The sequence below is a fragment of the Paenibacillus sp. Dod16 genome (assembly GCF_049893405.1).
Taxonomy (GTDB): Bacteria; Bacillota; Bacilli; order Paenibacillales; family Paenibacillaceae; genus Paenibacillus_AQ.
On sequence record NZ_JBNDYG010000005.1, the window covers coordinates 214,663 to 230,913 of the forward strand.

17 protein-coding genes and 1 pseudogene are annotated in these 16,251 nt (G+C 49.6%); 4 read left to right on the top strand and 14 right to left on the bottom strand.

Annotation, left to right across the window (positions count from 1 at the left end):
• Window positions 1-60: 60 nt before the first annotated feature.
• The 3 genes from spoIIM to ACPV3A_RS05810 all read right to left on the bottom strand — a co-directional run bounded on the left by spoIIM (window position 61) and on the right by ACPV3A_RS05810 (window position 2,572).
• A complete protein-coding gene (spoIIM, locus tag ACPV3A_RS05800; RefSeq protein WP_426198431.1) occupies window positions 61-684 on the bottom strand; it encodes a stage II sporulation protein M in 624 nt (207 codons plus the stop codon).
• 87 nt (window positions 685-771) lie between these two features.
• The gene (locus ACPV3A_RS05805; protein WP_426198432.1) at window positions 772-1,989 is read right to left on the bottom strand and encodes an endonuclease Q family protein; all 1,218 of its coding nucleotides are present in this window, start codon (window positions 1,987-1,989) and stop codon (window positions 772-774) included.
• Window position 1,990: 1 nt separating this feature from the next.
• Window positions 1,991-2,572 carry an NUDIX domain-containing protein gene (locus tag ACPV3A_RS05810; RefSeq protein WP_071223880.1) on the bottom strand — a complete coding sequence of 194 codons (582 nt, stop codon included), beginning with the start codon at window positions 2,570-2,572 and terminating at the stop codon, window positions 1,991-1,993.
• Between the two features lie 94 nt (window positions 2,573-2,666).
• Between ACPV3A_RS05810 and mciZ the strand changes: the two genes are divergently transcribed.
• Window positions 2,667-2,825: a Z-ring formation inhibitor MciZ gene (mciZ, locus tag ACPV3A_RS05815; RefSeq protein WP_194541891.1), complete on the top strand. Its 159-nt coding sequence runs from the start codon at window positions 2,667-2,669 to the stop codon at window positions 2,823-2,825.
• A gap of 103 nt (window positions 2,826-2,928) precedes the next feature.
• Window positions 2,929-4,140, top strand: coding sequence for a tetratricopeptide repeat protein (locus ACPV3A_RS05820; RefSeq protein WP_426198433.1), 1,212 nt, complete (start codon window positions 2,929-2,931; stop codon window positions 4,138-4,140).
• A 76-nt stretch (window positions 4,141-4,216) separates the two neighbouring features.
• On the opposite strand, the gene ACPV3A_RS05825 is transcribed toward ACPV3A_RS05820, so the two are convergent.
• Window positions 4,217-5,347, bottom strand: a complete 1,131-nt coding sequence (locus tag ACPV3A_RS05825; RefSeq protein WP_220687471.1) for a tripeptidase T — start codon at window positions 5,345-5,347, stop codon at window positions 4,217-4,219.
• A 112-nt stretch (window positions 5,348-5,459) separates the two neighbouring features.
• Here ACPV3A_RS05825 and prli42 point away from each other — a divergent pair, with 112 nt between their 5' ends.
• Complete coding sequence (gene prli42 / locus ACPV3A_RS05830) at window positions 5,460-5,561, top strand: stressosome-associated protein Prli42 (RefSeq protein WP_162487679.1); 102 nt, start codon at window positions 5,460-5,462, stop codon at window positions 5,559-5,561.
• Window positions 5,562-5,587: 26 nt separating this feature from the next.
• On the opposite strand, the gene lipB is transcribed toward prli42, so the two are convergent.
• The 5 genes from lipB to lpdA form a co-directional block, all read right to left on the bottom strand.
• Window positions 5,588-6,268, bottom strand: coding sequence for a lipoyl(octanoyl) transferase LipB (gene lipB / locus ACPV3A_RS05835; RefSeq protein ID WP_194541888.1), 681 nt, complete (start codon window positions 6,266-6,268; stop codon window positions 5,588-5,590).
• A 122-nt stretch (window positions 6,269-6,390) separates the two neighbouring features.
• Window positions 6,391-7,797, bottom strand: a complete 1,407-nt coding sequence (locus ACPV3A_RS05840) for a dihydrolipoamide acetyltransferase family protein (protein WP_426198434.1) — start codon at window positions 7,795-7,797, stop codon at window positions 6,391-6,393.
• Between the two features lie 17 nt (window positions 7,798-7,814).
• Window positions 7,815-8,801 (bottom strand): alpha-ketoacid dehydrogenase subunit beta, encoded by a 987-nt coding sequence (locus ACPV3A_RS05845; protein ID WP_194541886.1) that lies wholly within the window; start codon window positions 8,799-8,801, stop codon window positions 7,815-7,817.
• Window positions 8,802-8,804: 3 nt separating this feature from the next.
• Complete coding sequence (locus ACPV3A_RS05850; protein ID WP_426198435.1) at window positions 8,805-9,833, bottom strand: thiamine pyrophosphate-dependent dehydrogenase E1 component subunit alpha; 1,029 nt, start codon at window positions 9,831-9,833, stop codon at window positions 8,805-8,807.
• A 180-nt stretch (window positions 9,834-10,013) separates the two neighbouring features.
• Complete coding sequence (gene lpdA / locus ACPV3A_RS05855) at window positions 10,014-11,435, bottom strand: dihydrolipoyl dehydrogenase (protein WP_426198436.1); 1,422 nt, start codon at window positions 11,433-11,435, stop codon at window positions 10,014-10,016.
• A 157-nt stretch (window positions 11,436-11,592) separates the two neighbouring features.
• Between lpdA and ACPV3A_RS05860 the strand changes: the two genes are divergently transcribed.
• The gene (locus tag ACPV3A_RS05860) at window positions 11,593-11,898 is read left to right on the top strand and encodes a DUF2627 domain-containing protein (protein WP_071223872.1); all 306 of its coding nucleotides are present in this window, start codon (window positions 11,593-11,595) and stop codon (window positions 11,896-11,898) included.
• A 63-nt stretch (window positions 11,899-11,961) separates the two neighbouring features.
• Here ACPV3A_RS05860 and ACPV3A_RS05865 read toward each other — a convergent pair whose 3' ends face one another.
• The 5 genes and pseudogenes from ACPV3A_RS05865 to ACPV3A_RS05885 form a co-directional block, all read right to left on the bottom strand.
• Window positions 11,962-12,174 (bottom strand): hypothetical protein, encoded by a 213-nt coding sequence (locus ACPV3A_RS05865; protein ID WP_194541883.1) that lies wholly within the window; start codon window positions 12,172-12,174, stop codon window positions 11,962-11,964.
• Between the two features lie 67 nt (window positions 12,175-12,241).
• The gene (locus tag ACPV3A_RS05870; RefSeq protein ID WP_426198437.1) at window positions 12,242-13,129 is read right to left on the bottom strand and encodes an NAD-dependent epimerase/dehydratase family protein; all 888 of its coding nucleotides are present in this window, start codon (window positions 13,127-13,129) and stop codon (window positions 12,242-12,244) included.
• 242 nt (window positions 13,130-13,371) lie between these two features.
• Window positions 13,372-14,309 (bottom strand): annotated as a pseudogene (locus tag ACPV3A_RS05875) (glycoside hydrolase family 43 protein).
• 79 nt (window positions 14,310-14,388) lie between these two features.
• Complete coding sequence (locus ACPV3A_RS05880; protein ID WP_194541880.1) at window positions 14,389-15,300, bottom strand: carbohydrate ABC transporter permease; 912 nt, start codon at window positions 15,298-15,300, stop codon at window positions 14,389-14,391.
• Window positions 15,301-15,354: 54 nt separating this feature from the next.
• On the bottom strand, window positions 15,355-16,230 hold the full coding sequence (locus tag ACPV3A_RS05885; RefSeq protein ID WP_194541879.1) for a carbohydrate ABC transporter permease: 876 nt from the start codon (window positions 16,228-16,230) through the stop codon (window positions 15,355-15,357).
• Window positions 16,231-16,251 lie beyond the last annotated feature (21 nt).

Genomic DNA, 16,251 nt, shown 5'->3' on the forward strand with positions numbered 1-16,251 from the left:
ATTATAGGGGGATTTGACAAACAAAGTCAAACGGTTTTGCTTTATGGAAAAATTCGCGGATTATAGCAACATTGGCGTGACCCAGCGCATCATGACCGGGGTTACCCAGGTTTCAAAAGAAGCGACTCCGAGCGTTAACAGGATCATGAAAAAGGTCAGCATCGCATACGAAGCAAAGGGCTTTACCATGCTCCCGCCGCGATTCATAATAAACCGGTCCCTGATGATGTATAGGGAGAAGGTTATCGCCGCTACGCTGCACATCATGAGCACGGGGATGATGAACAAATTTTGCGGCGCAATCGATACCAAGGCGAACAGCAGTCCTTTCCAAGAATACTGTCCGACCAAGTAACCGACCGTAAACCCAATAAGCACTCCTTTTAAGAAGTCCAATATCAATATTCCCGGAAGCCCGATAACGGACAATCCCAGAATCCATATCAAACCGATCCATTTCAGATGAAGGGCTGCGATGCTCCAGTAAGAAGACTGACTCATGGTTTCTCCACCGTCCTGCACGTTTACAAAAAAGTGGTTTAAATATCGGGCCATCTCCTGCTGCTGCTCCAATGAAAGTGCATTGACCATCAACGCTCCAAACAGGACGCCAACTAAAAACAAGACGCCCACGAACACATAGAGCATGGTCTGATCCTTAAAGGCTTGGCGGAATGATTGCATAGAATAGAGTCTCCTTTCTGTGTCTCTACTCTACTCTATGACCATCACCCTTCTTGTATGACCTAGCGATTGAAAGAGTTGATCGATTTAGCGGAGAACCTTCCCGTAAGAGCCTCCCCCGCCATCCGATAAGGACAATGTCCCGTTTCTAGCCATCACAATGCTGGCAGCGAGCCCTTCTCCAGCAACAGCGGCAAGCTCTGCTTCCGTAGCCTGGTGAAGGATGTGCATTTCGGTGCCGAAAGCCCCCAGCAGCTTCGACATCGACGATTTGCCAAGGCCCGGGATGAACTCTAGCGGAACCTGATAGTGATATGCCGGCCGGCTTTGCGGTACCATGGGCTCTTTGCGGTCAGCGATGTTCAGAATCCGATCAAACACGCCCTGCACCAGCTTGGTACTCCCGCAGTAAGGACAGCGCACCAATTCATGAATATCGCTGCCCTCCTCCAGAATGCTGTCACAGCCGCCGCAGTAAGTACGATGGTATTTTCCGAGTCTGGGATTAAGCCCGTAGTTCGCGCTGATTCTTCGACCGTTACTTGTTCCAAGCGCCTGGCGAAATTCGGTAAATGAAGGCTTCGCCATATCAATCCGGTTGTATTCCCTGCCGATTTTTCCAAGCGAATGCGCATCCGAATTTGTCAGAAAGGAGTAGGCGTCCAGTTCGCTTATCCGCCCCGCCATCGAGGAATCAGCACTGAGTCCAAGCTCTATTCCCGCAATCCCGTTCAGGTCCAGCACCTCGCTCATACGATCCGCCATGCTGCCGTACAGCCCTTTATGAGGCGTAAAGACGTGTGCAGGTATCAGCAGCCCGCCGCGATCCAAAATCTCCTGATGCAGCTCACGAGGGCTGACATAGATGCGCTGCGAACTAAGCTGCACATTCTTCATGTATTTTGCCATCCAGACAGAAAACTCCTGAATGGTGTTCAGGTCAGGGAAATAGGCCAGCACATGGGCTGCCCCACGGCCGCTTTCGCGAATTTCAATCTCGCTTCCAAGCAGGATCACCGTATCCTGATACGCGATGCCGCCTCCATCTATCTCCTGCATGACGCCGCTGTCCAAACATTGGAGAATATCCTGCTGTACCGAAGGAGAATGGCAATCGATGATACCGATCATTTGGATGCCTTTGCGCTCCGAGGCCTCCACGGCTATATTCTCAAAGGTCAAATTGTTACTTGCGCTAATTTTCACAGCTTGTCCGCTGCTTGTGCGCCCTATGTGAATGTGCATGTCGCAGTAATAGGACTGAAGCTCCTCCCCGGTTGACATGTTCTTTTCAGGCTGCAGCATATCAGATTTTTCCTGTCAGGCTATACATATTCCAAGCATAAACGGCGAGAATGGTCTTCGCATCGCTGATTCTTTCTTCTTGTATGAGTGAATACGCCTCTTCCAGCGAGATTTCCATCATCTCTATAAATTCATCCTCATCCGGGTTCATGTCGCCGCTGACCAGATCCTCTGCCAGATATAAGTGAATGATCTCATCTGCAAATCCCGGGGAGGTATAAAAGGAATGCAGTTTACGAATGGAACCGCATGAATAACCCGTTTCTTCCTGTAGTTCGCGCTTCGCCGCTTCCAGCGGATCTTCCCCCCGCTCCAGCTTGCCTGCAGGGATTTCAACCTCACAGCGCCCAAGCGGCTGACGAAATTGATTGACGGCCAACATTTTGTCGCCTTTTATAGCAAGCACTGCTACTGCTCCGGGGTGTCTGACAACTTCACGTTTCGCAGTCTCCCCATTTGGCAGTTTCACCGTATCGACCTGCAGTGAAATAATCTTCCCTTCAAAAATCGATTGGGTAGATAGGGTGGTTTCTTCCAGCAATTTATCCGAGGCTTCTCGGTTCTTACTGCCGATATCGCTCACAAAATGACCTCCTTTGTTTAAAAACGGCATGACTGACCATGCTATTGCATAAGGTGTATTATATCAAAATTTACAAGAAAGAAGGAACCTGCCCATGAAAAGCTACAAAGGGGATCATTCCGTACATATGGTAGGACAGGCTTGGCAGATACGGATCATGCTGAAACAGTGGCAACAGCAATGGGGCTCGGAAACGAAAATCATGGATATAATTTCTAAGTCTTCTAAAAATATTTACGAAAACAAGGGGTGAAATTAGGTCTTACGACCTGATTTTCGACTTTTTTCTATTTTTTTCGAATACGGACCATGACCTTTACACCTATATGGGTGTTATAACATTGGGAGGCTTCGACATGCGACATATACCTATTATTGAAACCGAACCAAACACTAATCCACCTTCAACTGAATATGAGCGCGGTAAGTGGTACAAAAGACGCGGGTATCTTGAGAAGGCGTTAAAGAGCTTCAAGGAAGCTGCGCAATCCGCCCCGACCGACAAGACGAGCTCGGGCTGGAAGGAAGTTGATCTAAGCTGGCTCGAATACGGGTTATTGAGCATGCGGTTGCGTTCCTTCGGCAAATCGGAGGAAGCTTTCAGAACCGTCGTACAGCATTCCGGTACCTACGTCCAAGAGGCTCTGAACCAGTGGGCTGCACTCCTGCACATGCAGGGGATTTCAGACCACACGATTTGTGAACGACTCCTGGACGAAACAAGGAGCTTTCCGGCTTCCAACATCATGGTTGGCAGATCACTATTCTACATCGGAGCTTATCCGCAAGCTGCCCATTGTTTTGCTAAACAGGGGAGTTTATATCCAGATACCTGTATCCAGTATGTGGCTTGCCTGATCATGACGGGTCAAGTATCTGAAGCCATGCAGCTCATCGACAGTTACCTTCGCGATTCGACTCACCACCTGCGCGAACTGCCTCGTCCAAGAACGTCTGAAGGGGCTCAGCTGGCCAGAATCAGGCAGCTCTGCGAGTGGAACATAAACCATTCGATCCCTGACCGATTTATCGCCATGTCGGATACTTTAGAATTAGCACGTGCTGCCGTTACGCTTAATATGATATCCCTAGCCGAACATCTGCTTACCCATAGCGGCGAGCATGCTTATTATGCTCTGATCTGTTTTCTTTATGAAGAAGGCTACAGAGGACTCGCAATTTCAAAATTAAACCAATTGGAAGCGCTGCCGCTTCAAGAGCAGGACAGCAACTGTATGAAAGTATGCTTTATAGCGGCAGAGCATTTATATGATCAAGGAAAATATGATGAGGCTGCATCCCTGTTCGAGCAGCTTAGAGTGGTTTATCCCGGGCGTACAGAGATACGATTCGGCGAAGCTGCTTGTTATTTGCAGTCGGCCTTGATCTCCCTCTCTGCCCGGCTTGAGGAACAGTATTCCTCGGCAGTGGCGAGGAAAGAGATTGAACCATACTTAGACAACATCAATGCCGCATTGCATGTGGTCGAGAACACGAACTGGCATACCACTTGGTCGCCTGCCCAAAAAAGACGGGAGAACCAATCGCCCATGGCAACCTTGAATTAACAGACAAATCTAAAAGCCCGCAGGGACGTCAAATGTCCGCCGCGGGCTTTATTCTTTTCTTCTGCCTGTTTGTCGACTAAGCCTTAGCTGTTTCCTGGATGATCCCCACAACGATCTGCGCCGCCTTGACCAAATCTGCAGCTTGAATGCGCTCCTGCGTCGTATGAATATCTTGATATCCAATCGCCAAATTGACGGTTGGAATTCCAAGACCGTTAAAAATGTTGGCGTCACTACCGCCTCCGGAGCGGAACGTGCGGGTGGGCAAGCCCAAACCGCCGATGGCACGCTGCGCAAGCTGAACGACCTCATCATGTTCATTAAAACTGAAAGCCGGGTAGACTATCTCGCTAATGAACTCACAATTGGCATTGTACTCCCGCACGGTAGTTTCGAGCGCCTCACGCATATCATTTACTTGCTTATCCACTTTCTCTTGAACGATACTGCGTGCTTCAGCATCAATCTGAACATGGTCACAGACGATGTTGGTTGCGCCTCCACCCTGGAACTTGCCAATATTTGCCGTGGTTTCTTTGTCGATGCGTCCCAGCTTCATTTTGGCTATCGCTTTTGAAGCGACTTGAATGGCACTGATGCCATCCTCCGGGTTCACTCCGGCGTGAGCCGACTTGCCCTTGATAATCATTTTGATTTTTGCTTGGGTCGGTGCGGCAACTGCAATGGAGCCTAATTCACCGTTGGAATCCAGGGCAAAGCCGAGATCGGCATCCAAAACATCAGGGTCAAGCGCACGAGCTCCCACCAAACCCGATTCCTCACCTACCGTAATGACAAACTGGACTTGTCCGTGGGGAATGTTATTTTCCCGGATAACCCGAATACCTTCCAGCAGTGCGGCGATGCCCGCTTTGTCATCAGCACCGAGGATAGTCGTTCCATCACTTCGAATCCAGCCATCATCACCCAAGGTCGGCTTAATGCCTTTACCGGGCGTTACGGTGTCCATATGGCAGGTGAATAGCAGTTTAGGTGCTTGCGAGGCCGCCTCGTCCGCTTTCCAGGTAATAATCAGATTTCCTGCTCCGTGCCCTGTCTTCTCTTTGGCATCATCTTCGATGACGTCAAAGCCAAGAACGGAAAATTTATGTTTGAGAACCTTGGAGATCTCTTCTTCATGCTTGGTTTCACTATCGACACGAACCAATTCCATAAACTCTTGGATGATACGCTCTTCTGAGATCACTGGACTTCCCTCTCTTTCGCAGATACGATACAATGTCTTTATATCTATATCACAATGAATGATGCTGCTGCATGTATGTTCATCATTAAACCTATTTCAAAGGAGTTACACAATGCAACGTAAAAAGTGGTTTCGAATTGTTATCTACCTCATGCTGATTGCGATGATCGGATCAACACTGCTGGTTATCCTTGAGCCATTGTTCCTTCGCTGACACCCTGCATTTACGAGCGCCTGCTGTTACAACCAACGAGCCTCATATGGAAATACCCGGGTGAAGAACGGCACGATCTCCCGGGCTACTTCCTCAACTTCAAACCCCCGCCCCGTACAGTCTTCCAATGAAGTTACACCATATTCCTGTATACCGCATGGAATGATTCCAGCGAATCCCGCGTCTGCGATCCCGGATTTAATATTAAACGCAAAACCATGGCTTGTCACAAATCCGCGATGCTGGCGGGCTTTATTGAATTTAACGCCGATGGCGCAAATTTTCAGATCCCCTACCCATACCCCGGTGTACTCGGGTTTGCGGCCGGCTTCGATGTTGTATGATGCCAAGTAATCGATGATGACCTGTTCCACATCGCGCAGAAAACCGTGCAGATTCAAATTCTTGCCGCCGTCCAGCAGTAACAGCGGATACCCGACAAGCTGTCCAGGACCATGATATGTAATGTCACCGCCACGATCTATTTCAAACAAGCCGATGCCCTGCTTCTCCAATTCCTCTTTGCTTAAGAGCAAGTGCTCCGGATGACGCTGCGACCCCATGGTATAGGTCGGAGGATGTTGAAGGAGCATCAAGCATTCATGCTGCTCCCCCTGATCGATGGCGGAAACATGTTGTTTTTGAAGCTCCCAAGCCATGCCATAATCTACAACCGGCGTATACGATACATCTAACGGTTTATTCATGTGCTAACGCCTTCTTTCATAGGGTTCCCACTAACCAATGAATGTTCCTGTAATTGACTTTGGTATGAGTGGCGTCTGCGAACTTCTTCCGAAGAATCAGTCCGCAGATGCATAGAAGAACATTAATACAGCTTCGTATCCAGGGTATAACCTTCCAGGTTATCCTTAACCCGCTGCAGGAACCTTCCGCAGATAACCCCATCCAAAATCCGATGATCGAGGGATAGACACAGGTTCGCCGTTGAACGAACAGCGATCATATCATTGATGACCACAGGCTTTTTAACAATGGATTCAAACGTTAGAATCGCAGCCTGCGGATAGTTGATGATCGGATAAGACAGAATCGAACCGAAGGATCCCGTATTGTTCACCGTAAAGGTACCGCCCTGCATGTCGTCTAGCTTCAGCTTGCCTTCACGGGTCTTGCGTGCAAGCTCTTCGATCTCTCTAGCCAATCCGGCAATATTCTTCTGATCGGCACGGTGGATGACCGGCGTCAGCACGGAATCCTCTGTTCCGACGGCCAGGGACAGATTGATATCGCGCTTCACCACGATTTTATCCACGGCCCAGAACGAATTCATGATCGGATAATCTTTAATTGCGTTCACAACGGCTTTCAGCAAAAAGGCCAGGTAGGTCAGATTAACCCCTTCCTTACGCTTGAACTCGTCCTTCAGCTGATTACGCAGCAATACGATATTGGTCACGTCGACCTCAATCATCGTCCACGCGTGCGGAATCTCCGTCACGCTTTGACGCATATTTCTGGCGATCGCATTACGCATCGGCGTAACATCGATAAAGTATTCCGATCTGCCGCCTTCCATTCCTTCCACTTCGATGGTTGGAATTTTCGGCGATTCCGTCAAATGCAGCCCGGAATGACGCACATCCGGAATAGCTGTGCCAAGTGGAGGCGACGGTTCCGCAGGCGTCTGATGCTGCAGCCCTTGAAACGGCGAAGTCCCGCTAGGCTGTATCGTTTCTTTCGGTGCCTGGGCGCTCTGGGCTGGTGCTGCTCCGGCAGGAGCGCCTTGGCCTTGGGCTGCTCCTCCCTTTTCAATATAAGCCAGTACGTCTTTACGAGTGATTCTGCCGCCCATGCCTGATCCCTGTACTCGCGAAAGATCAATCTGATGCTCGGCTGCCAGTGTTTGCACAGCTGGGGAATACCGGAAACGCATCGAACCTTCTTCGCTGCCGCTTCCCTGATGCTGACTCACGGGAGCACTTGCAGCCGGCTGGGGAGAAGGATCTGCCCCTTGACCGGAAGCGACAGAGATCCGGCAAATGATCTCGCCAACATTGACGGTCTGGCCCTCCTGGGCAAGAATCTCTCCCATGACGCCGTCCAAGGTGGATGGAATCTCGGCATTGACTTTGTCGGTAATGACTTCACAGATCGGTTCGTACTGCTCGATGGCATCCCCCGGCTTCTTCAGCCACTTGGCAATGGTCGCCGAAACAAGGGATTCCGCCAGCTGAGGCATTGTAACATCGGTCAATTTCTGATTTTGTGACATGCTCACACTCCCTGTTCTTAATAAAGCGCCAATTGACGCATGGATTCTTTGACTTTGTCCTTGTTAAGCATGAAGAATTTCTCCATCGGCGGACTGATTGGCATAGCTGGTACATCCGGACCGCACAAGCGCATGATCGGGGCATCCAGATCATAGAGGCAGTGCTCCGCAATAATCGCGGCTACTTCCCCGCCGACGCCGCCGGTCTTATTATCTTCATGAACGATCAGCACTTTACCCGTTGCACGGGCCGCTTCAATAATCGCTTCCCGGTCAAGCGGCTGTATCGTACGCAAATCCAGAACATGCGCGCTGATGCCTTCTTCCTGCTCAAGCTCTTCGGCAGCCTGCATGGCAAAGTGCAGCGGCAGACTGTAGCTGATCACCGTAATATCCGACCCTTCGCGCAGCAATTTCGCTTTGCCGATCGGTACAACGTAATCATCTTCCGGTACATCGCCAGTAATCAGCTTGTAGCATTTTTTGTTCTCAAAGAACAGTACCGGATCCGGGTCGCGTATCGCAGCTTTCAGCAGCCCCTTCGCATCATAGGCCGAGTACGGCGCAACGATTTTCAATCCCGGCGTTCCGAAGAAAACCGATTCCGGGCACTGGGAATGATACAATCCCCCGAATATTCCGCCGCCGATCGGCGCACGAATCACGACGGGACAGCTCCAATCGTTATTGGAACGATAGCGGATTTTCGCTGCTTCACTAATAATCTGATTGGTTGCCGGGAACATGAAGTCCGAATATTGCATCTCGGCAATCGGCTTCATGCCATACATGGCCGCTCCGATAGCGACACCGGCAATCGCGGACTCCGCGAGCGGGGTATCAAGCACCCTCATTTCGCCGAACTGATCCAACAAACCCTTGGTTGTTGTAAACACGCCGCCTTTGACGCCTACGTCCTCGCCTAACACGAATACGGACTCGTCACGCTCCATCTCTTCCTTCATGGCCAGGCGAATTGCATCGATATATTCCATTACCGCCATCTTTTACACGCCCCCTTCATCATCGGCATATACGTGAAGAAGCGTATCTTCAGGCTTCGGAAATGGAGCCAAGTCTGCAGATTCCGTCGCTTCTTTGATCTCCAGGTTTAATTGCGCAATCAGATCCTGATCGCGTGCTTCGTCCCATAGCCCGCAGTCGACCAAATAGTTCTTAAAGCGGGCGACGCCGTCTTTCTTCCAGTTCTCTTCGACCTCTTCTTTTGTCCGGTACGCCAAATCGTTATCCGATGTGGAGTGCGGAGACAAACGGTACATCATGGATTCGATCAGTGTTGGACCTTCTCCGCGAATCGCACGCTCACGCGCTTCCTTTACGGCTGCATAGACCTCGAGCGCATCGTTGCCGTCCACTCGAATGCCGGGGAATCCATAACCGAGCGCGCGGTCGCTTACCTTCCCGCTAATCTGTTTATGAAGCGGCACCGAAATGGCATATTGGTTATTCTCGCACATGATAATGACAGGAAGTTTGTGAACGCCCGCAAAGTTGCAGCCCTCGTGAAAATCCCCCTGATTGCTTGAGCCTTCGCCAAACGTAACAAACGATACAAAATCCTTCTTCTGCATCTTCGCCGCCAGTGCGATACCCACCGCATGCGGAAGCTGTGTGGTTACAGGGCTGGAGCCCGTCACAATTCGCAGGCGTTTACTGCCAAAGTGTCCAGGCATCTGCCGTCCGCCGCTGTTCGGATCCTCGGCCTTGGCAAAAGCCGACAGCATCAGTTCGCGAGGCGTCATGCCCACTGCCATTACAAATCCATAGTCGCGGTAATAGGGTAAAAAGTAATCTTTCTCCCGGTCGAGGGCAAACGCAGCAGCAACCTGACACGTCTCCTGCCCGATCCCGGATACGTGAAAATTAATTTTGCCCGCACGCTGCAGCAGCAGGTTGCGCTCATCGAATTTTCGCGCCAGCACCATATATTTGTACATGTCTAGCACTTGTCCGTCGCTCAGTCCAAGCTGCTCATGCCTATTGTTGTTTGCCATAACCGTTTCATGTTCTTTCATGGAGATCCCTCCTTTATGTGAGCCATGACTTCAGGCTTGATCCTTCGCGCCTTGTAACCTAAGTTTAAAGGCGTATTTGATCAAGTATTAAAACCTGGTACTAAGACTTGGCTTAATGTTATTATAATCCCTTTCTCGGCAAAAAGAAATGAGGGATTCCACAAAAGGATGTACTTATCCTTATAATCCAATGGCTCGTCCATCCACCGCAAGCATCGCTTCACCGATGATTTCGGATAAGGATGGATGGGCATGCACCGCCGCTCCCACTTCCCATGGAGTCGCATCCAGTACTTGCGCCAGTGCCGCTTCGCCGATCAGCTCCGTAACATGCGGACCCATCATATGCACGCCCAGAATATCCTGCGTCTTCTGATCGGCAATAACCTTCACGAAACCCTCCTTCGTTCCGTGGATCAAAGATTTGCCTATCGCCGAGAACGGGAATTTTCCGATCCTGATCTCATGTCCGCGTTCTTTGGCCTGCTTCTCCGTTAGTCCGACGCTGGCTACCTCATGACGGGTATAGATGCAGCGAGGGATCCATTCGCTTCTGTAGGCTTCCGTCTTCTCGCCTGCCAGATGGTTCACCGCGGCTATCCCTTCGTGGCTTGCTGCATGGGCTAGCTGAAGACCCCCGATGCAATCGCCGATTGCGTAAATATGGGGTTCTGTTGTTTGCATATTGGCATTCACCACGATGACGCCGTTCGCAACCCGAACGTCGGTATTTTCAAGCCCGATATTTTCAGTGTTACCGATTCTCCCGACAGAGAGGAGCAGCTTGTCCGCTGACAATGTTCTGGTATCGTCCTTTTGCTCAATCGTGATGGACACGCTTTGATTCCGGATCTCACAGCTATCGGTTTGAATGGAAACGTTGGTGATAACCTCTACGCCTCTGGCGGTGAGCATCTTTGTCAGCTCCCGTCCAACTTCCTCGTCTTCGGCTGGCAGCAGATGGGACGAAGCTTCAACAATCGTGACCTGAACGCCAAAATCATTCAGCATCGAGGCCCATTCCACGCCGATTACGCCGCCTCCTACGATGATAATGGATGCAGGGAGCTCATCCAGTTGAAGCGCATGGTCGCTTGTCAGTATATGTATGCCGTCAGGCTCTAGCCCCGGTAAGTGACGCGGACGCGAACCGGTTGCGATGATCAGATGAGTGGGAACCACGGTTTCCATCTCGCCGTCCGGAAGCTCAACCGCCACTGCCCCGCTGCGCGGAGAGAAAATGGACGGGCCGATAACTCTCCCTTTGCCCTGCACGACGATAATTTTATTTTTGCGCATCAAATATTGAACGCCCTGGTGCAGCTGAGCGACGATACCGTCTTTGCGCTTCTGTACTTTGTCAAACGCTAGCCGGACCCCGTCCGTCTCGATTCCATAGCTCTCGCTATCCTTCATTTCTGCATACAGCTCGGCACTTCGAAGCAAAGATTTGCTCGGAATACAGCCGCGGTGCAAGCAGGTCCCCCCCAGTTTGTCCTGCTCGATGATGACCACATTTTTACCAAGCTGGGCTGCGCGGATGGCCGCAACATATCCACCGGTTCCCCCGCCAAGAATTGCTACATCACATGTTATAGCCACAAACGGCACCTCCATAATAAGTCCAGTTTTACACTTTCATTGTACTCTCTTTTTTTCGGATTACAAAATCAGCATCCATAATGGAAATAGACATTGCCCTATGAAAAAGGTATGATAAACGGTAGTTCATTACATCAGTCGCAGGAAGGAATCTTCTATGAAAATGTTAATTTCCCGCTTTATTGCCATCTTGATTTTGGTTATCCCGGGTTTTATGGCAATGAAGGGTTTCTTAATGATGAAAGATGCGGTTTTTCTATATATTTCCGTTCATGGGGATGACAGTGTGGCAAACCCCGCTTTCGGTTGGCTATCTTTTCTAGGCGGGCTGGCTCTGTTTGTCATTGGTATCGGATTCTTGGGCGGCTGGATTCTGTTCCGGGACCGCAAGCGAAATTACGTTGGACCAAGATTCAAAAAGAAGCGCCAAGCGCCGAAATCAGGAACGCCATCCAAAAGCTAATCCTATCAAAAAAACACCGGGGAGCCCTCCCCGGTGTTTATCATATGTTCTGAACTCCGCCGTTTATTCCATCAATGCATCCTTCAGTTTACTCGACATTCTCGTTTCTCTGGACGTCGCTTTCAGCGCGGTTTTCCGCAGATTGAAATTTTGCTTCGTTAAAACTTCCAATTCGTCATACATCGCATGGATTAACGTCAGGGCTTCCGGAGATAAGCCTTCCATGGCTTCTACCTCTCGAATACGCTCTTTCCATGCTGCCATCTTGTCGCTCATGCTGATCTTCCTTTCAGGGCACTTCCCTCTATCTTTCTTCTAAATGATAATGATCCTGCCGCTTTCGCTAGCGAACCTTCAAATCGGCGGACAATTCAGCAATCAATTTCGGCATCCAATCGTGCAAATCCCAAAATTTAAAGCCGGCAGCTGCCGCTCTGGCATGATCCATCGTCCAATCTCCCGGAATTCCGAACGGGGACATGTGGTCAGGTGCTGCGGAAGACTGCAGCGGTGCCGACCTTCCAACTTCCTGCTGGATCAGGCTCATCAATTCCCGGACCGAAATCGTTCCGCTGGAGCAAGCATTGACTGGGCCCTCCAATTGAACTTGACCTGCCCATTCCAGGAACGCTGCCGCTTCCTCGGCATGCACAAACGAGATTTGCGCGTCAGGATCAGGCAAACCAATAGCTTCTCCGCCCGCTGCATGCTCAATATGAAAATGCAGTCTTCGCGTATAATCATCCGGTCCCAGCACAATCGGCAGCCGGACAGCGGTAACGTTCAGGTTGTGGCAGCCGAATAATACCGCCTCCGCCTGGCGCTTGCCTTCCTTATAGCTGTAGTCCCTGCTTTCGTTCATCATGACAGGGTATCTGTAAGGATCAAAGTCCTCTTCCCTCACCGGATGATCCGCAAAATCATAGACCGATAACGTAGAGGTCAGCACGTATTGTCCAATCCGTCCGGCAAAGATGTCTGCAGCTTGTCCCGCTTCTTCCGGAGTATAACATATATTATCATACACGATATCAAAGTCCTGGCTTCCCACTGCCTGTTTTAAACCTTCCGGATCCTTTCGATCCACGGTAAGCCGCGCAACGGCACCCCCGAATGAATCCTGGTGATGTCCGCGCGTTAAAATCGTAACGGCATCGCCTTTAGCCAGCAGCCGGTTAACCAGCCTTTTACCGAAAAAGCGGGTACCGCCCAATACTAATATCTTTGCCATTTATAATTCCTCCTTACCGGGAAATAAGAATATCATTAATAGTACCGTACTTTATACATCCTTAACCATTGCATAAAACGATCAGTCCTCTTTTCTCCATCCATATCGAAGACTCCTTCTTTTTTCCTATTTTATATTATGCTGCTTATCTCCTGTAATGTAAAAAACCGACCAAGCTGTTAAGCTCAGTCGGTCTGATGTTTGTAAATCGATTCGTTCTATAACCCCAATTACAAATTGCATCATAGCTTGGAGACCGGTTCATCATCCGCTCTCGGCACCCCGAAATTCGGCGTCCCGTCCTCGTTCCACCGGATGACCTGTACGCGCGTATGCCGATTCGGATCGTATAGTGGATCGCCCACGATCTCCTTGTAACTTCTTGCATGGTACACCAGAATGTCCTGCGAGCCATCCTCGGAAATCGTGAAGCTGTTATGCCCTGGCCCATATTGGCCATTGGCTTCCGAAGTCGTAAACACGGGTACCGGCGACTTGACCCAGGAGCTCGGATTCAGCAGATCACTGTCCTCATCGGCTGTCAGAAGCCCCATCGCATAATTGTGGTCCGTGGCGCTCGCGGAATAGGTCATGAATATTCGCCCGTTTCGCTTCAGAACGGCGGCTCCTTCGTTCACAAGATACCCGATCTTCTCCCAATCGTACTCAGGAACCGATATGCATACCTGTTCCCCTGTCAGGGTCCATGGATTTTCCATCAATGAAATGTACAGATTGGAATTGCCTGGAATGCCCGGATCCTTCTGAGCCCATACATAATATCGTTTGCCTCTATGCTCAAACGTTGTTGCGTCCAAGGCAAACATTCCCCTTCGAGCGGGTTCGCCGAAACGTTCTCCAGTACGAACATGCGATGATCAAACAATCCGTCCCTCGTTTCTGAAGTATGGGCAGCGGCGAAGTACACATACCATTTGCCATCCATATAATGAATCTCGGGTGCCCATATGTTGGCACTCATCAGGCCTGACTCATGCTTGCGCCAGATCGTAATTCCTTCAGCATCCGCAAGCCCATGTATCGTTTGCGAGCGTCTAAGCTCAATACGGTCATACTCCGGCACGGAACCGGTAAAGTAATAATAACCATCGGTATGTTTATAGATCCAGGGATCAGCTCTTTGTTCAATCAGGGGATTTTTTATATATAATTCAGACATGGTGACGACTCCTATACCTTATAGTTTGACTTCCGCTAGCTTTCTATTTTTAAATGTTTCTTTGAATCCAATCTTCTTGCTATCCTTTGATGCCTGCGTTTAAGTTAATCGACTGCACAAAGTATTTCTGGGCAAACAGGAACAACAGCAGCGTCGGAATGATGGCCAGGATCGCAGAACCCATCAATTGTCCGATCATGCGGTAATTGCCGTAAATATCCTGTAACAACAGCAAACCTGCTGTGACCGGCATCTTCTCCACATCGGTATACACGATGACGGGCCAGAGGAAATCATTCCAGGAACCCGTAAATGAAAACAGGCCGCATACAATCAGTACAGGTTTCATGAGCGGCAAAATAATAGAGTAATAGATTCTAAAATCTCCCGCTCCATCCACGCGTGCCGATTCATCCAAATCCTTGGGAACGCCCATCATGAATTGTCTGACCAAAAAAATGTTCCCCATCCCGGCCAAACCGGGAATGATCATTGCCCAAGATGTATTTACCCATCCCAGCGCATCAATGATTTTATAAGACGGGATCAGATTCACTACCCCAGGAAAGAAGGAAATTCCAAGCAAGGTAAAGAACAAGGTATCTCTTCCCTTAAAGTTCATGCGCGAGTATCCATAACCTGTAATGGAAATGACAACGATCACGAGCAGCGTATGCATCGTTGCAATAAACACGGAGTTCATCAACCAGCGCAGAATGGGCGCGGTCGACGTGTTTTGCAGAATCGTGACATAATTATCAAAAATCCAGCTATCGGGCAGCAGTCTGAAACCGCTGGAAACCACCTCAGCCTGGGACCGAAAAGATGTGGTAATGCCAAATATGACCGGAATTGCCCATATCACACACAGGATGATCAGAAATGCGTAAGCTATATATTTTGACACGCTTATGTTGGATGAAGCCTTCTTCGGACCAGAGCGACCAAGCTTGGAATCCGCGTTTACTTCATGTAGTACCGGGTTCGACATTGCACAGTACACCTACCTTTTATCGTTTCCGTCGTTTGCAAGCTGATCATGCCGCTAGGACGCGTTTCGGTTCATCACATAATACTGTAGGGCTGAAATGACGAGAATGACCAGTCCGAGCAAAACCGCCATCGCGGATGCCATACCCGCAATCGATTCCCCGTGACCGAAGGCCAGCTGCCGGATATACATCATCAATACCGTCGTGCTCTGTCTGGGTCCTCCATCCGTCATCATTAATGGCTGACCGAATACGTTAAAGGCTCCGGCTGTCGTCATAACAAAGGTATAGATCAGCGGAAAACGAATGGAAGGCAGAGTAATGCTTGAAAATCTGCGGACAGGCCCCGCTCCATCTATCTCGGCCGATTCATACAAATCCTTCGACACTCCGCTTATGGAAGCCCGGTAGATAATCATGTTGCCACCGACTCCGCCCCACACCGTAATGACAATGATAATCAGCCAGGCATAGGGCTGGTTGGCCGCCCAGACCGTTTCTGAGCCGAAAATATTATTCGTAATCCCGAGCTGCTTATTGAAGATTAAAGACCAGATCAGTGCCGCTGCGGAAATCGAGATGAGTCCGGGAATATAGAGGATGGACTGAATCACATTTTTCATTTTCACTTTTTTGTGTTCCAGCGATACGGCAATCATTAACGGAATGATGATTAATATAGGGACGCTTAGCACAACAAAGATGAGCGTATTTTTTAATCCATTCATAAATTGGGTATAGAAGGTAGACTCCGTGTCAAACAGAATCGTTTTATAGTTGGCCAAGCCAACCCATACAGGGTCATTAATCAGATTCCATTGCGTAAAGGAAGCATAGATCCCGTATAGGGTCGGCAATAGAATAAATACGATAAAAAGTATCAGATGGGGACCTACAAAGAAATAAGGCGTCAACGACTTCTTATTCATACCCTTTCATTTCTCCTTTGG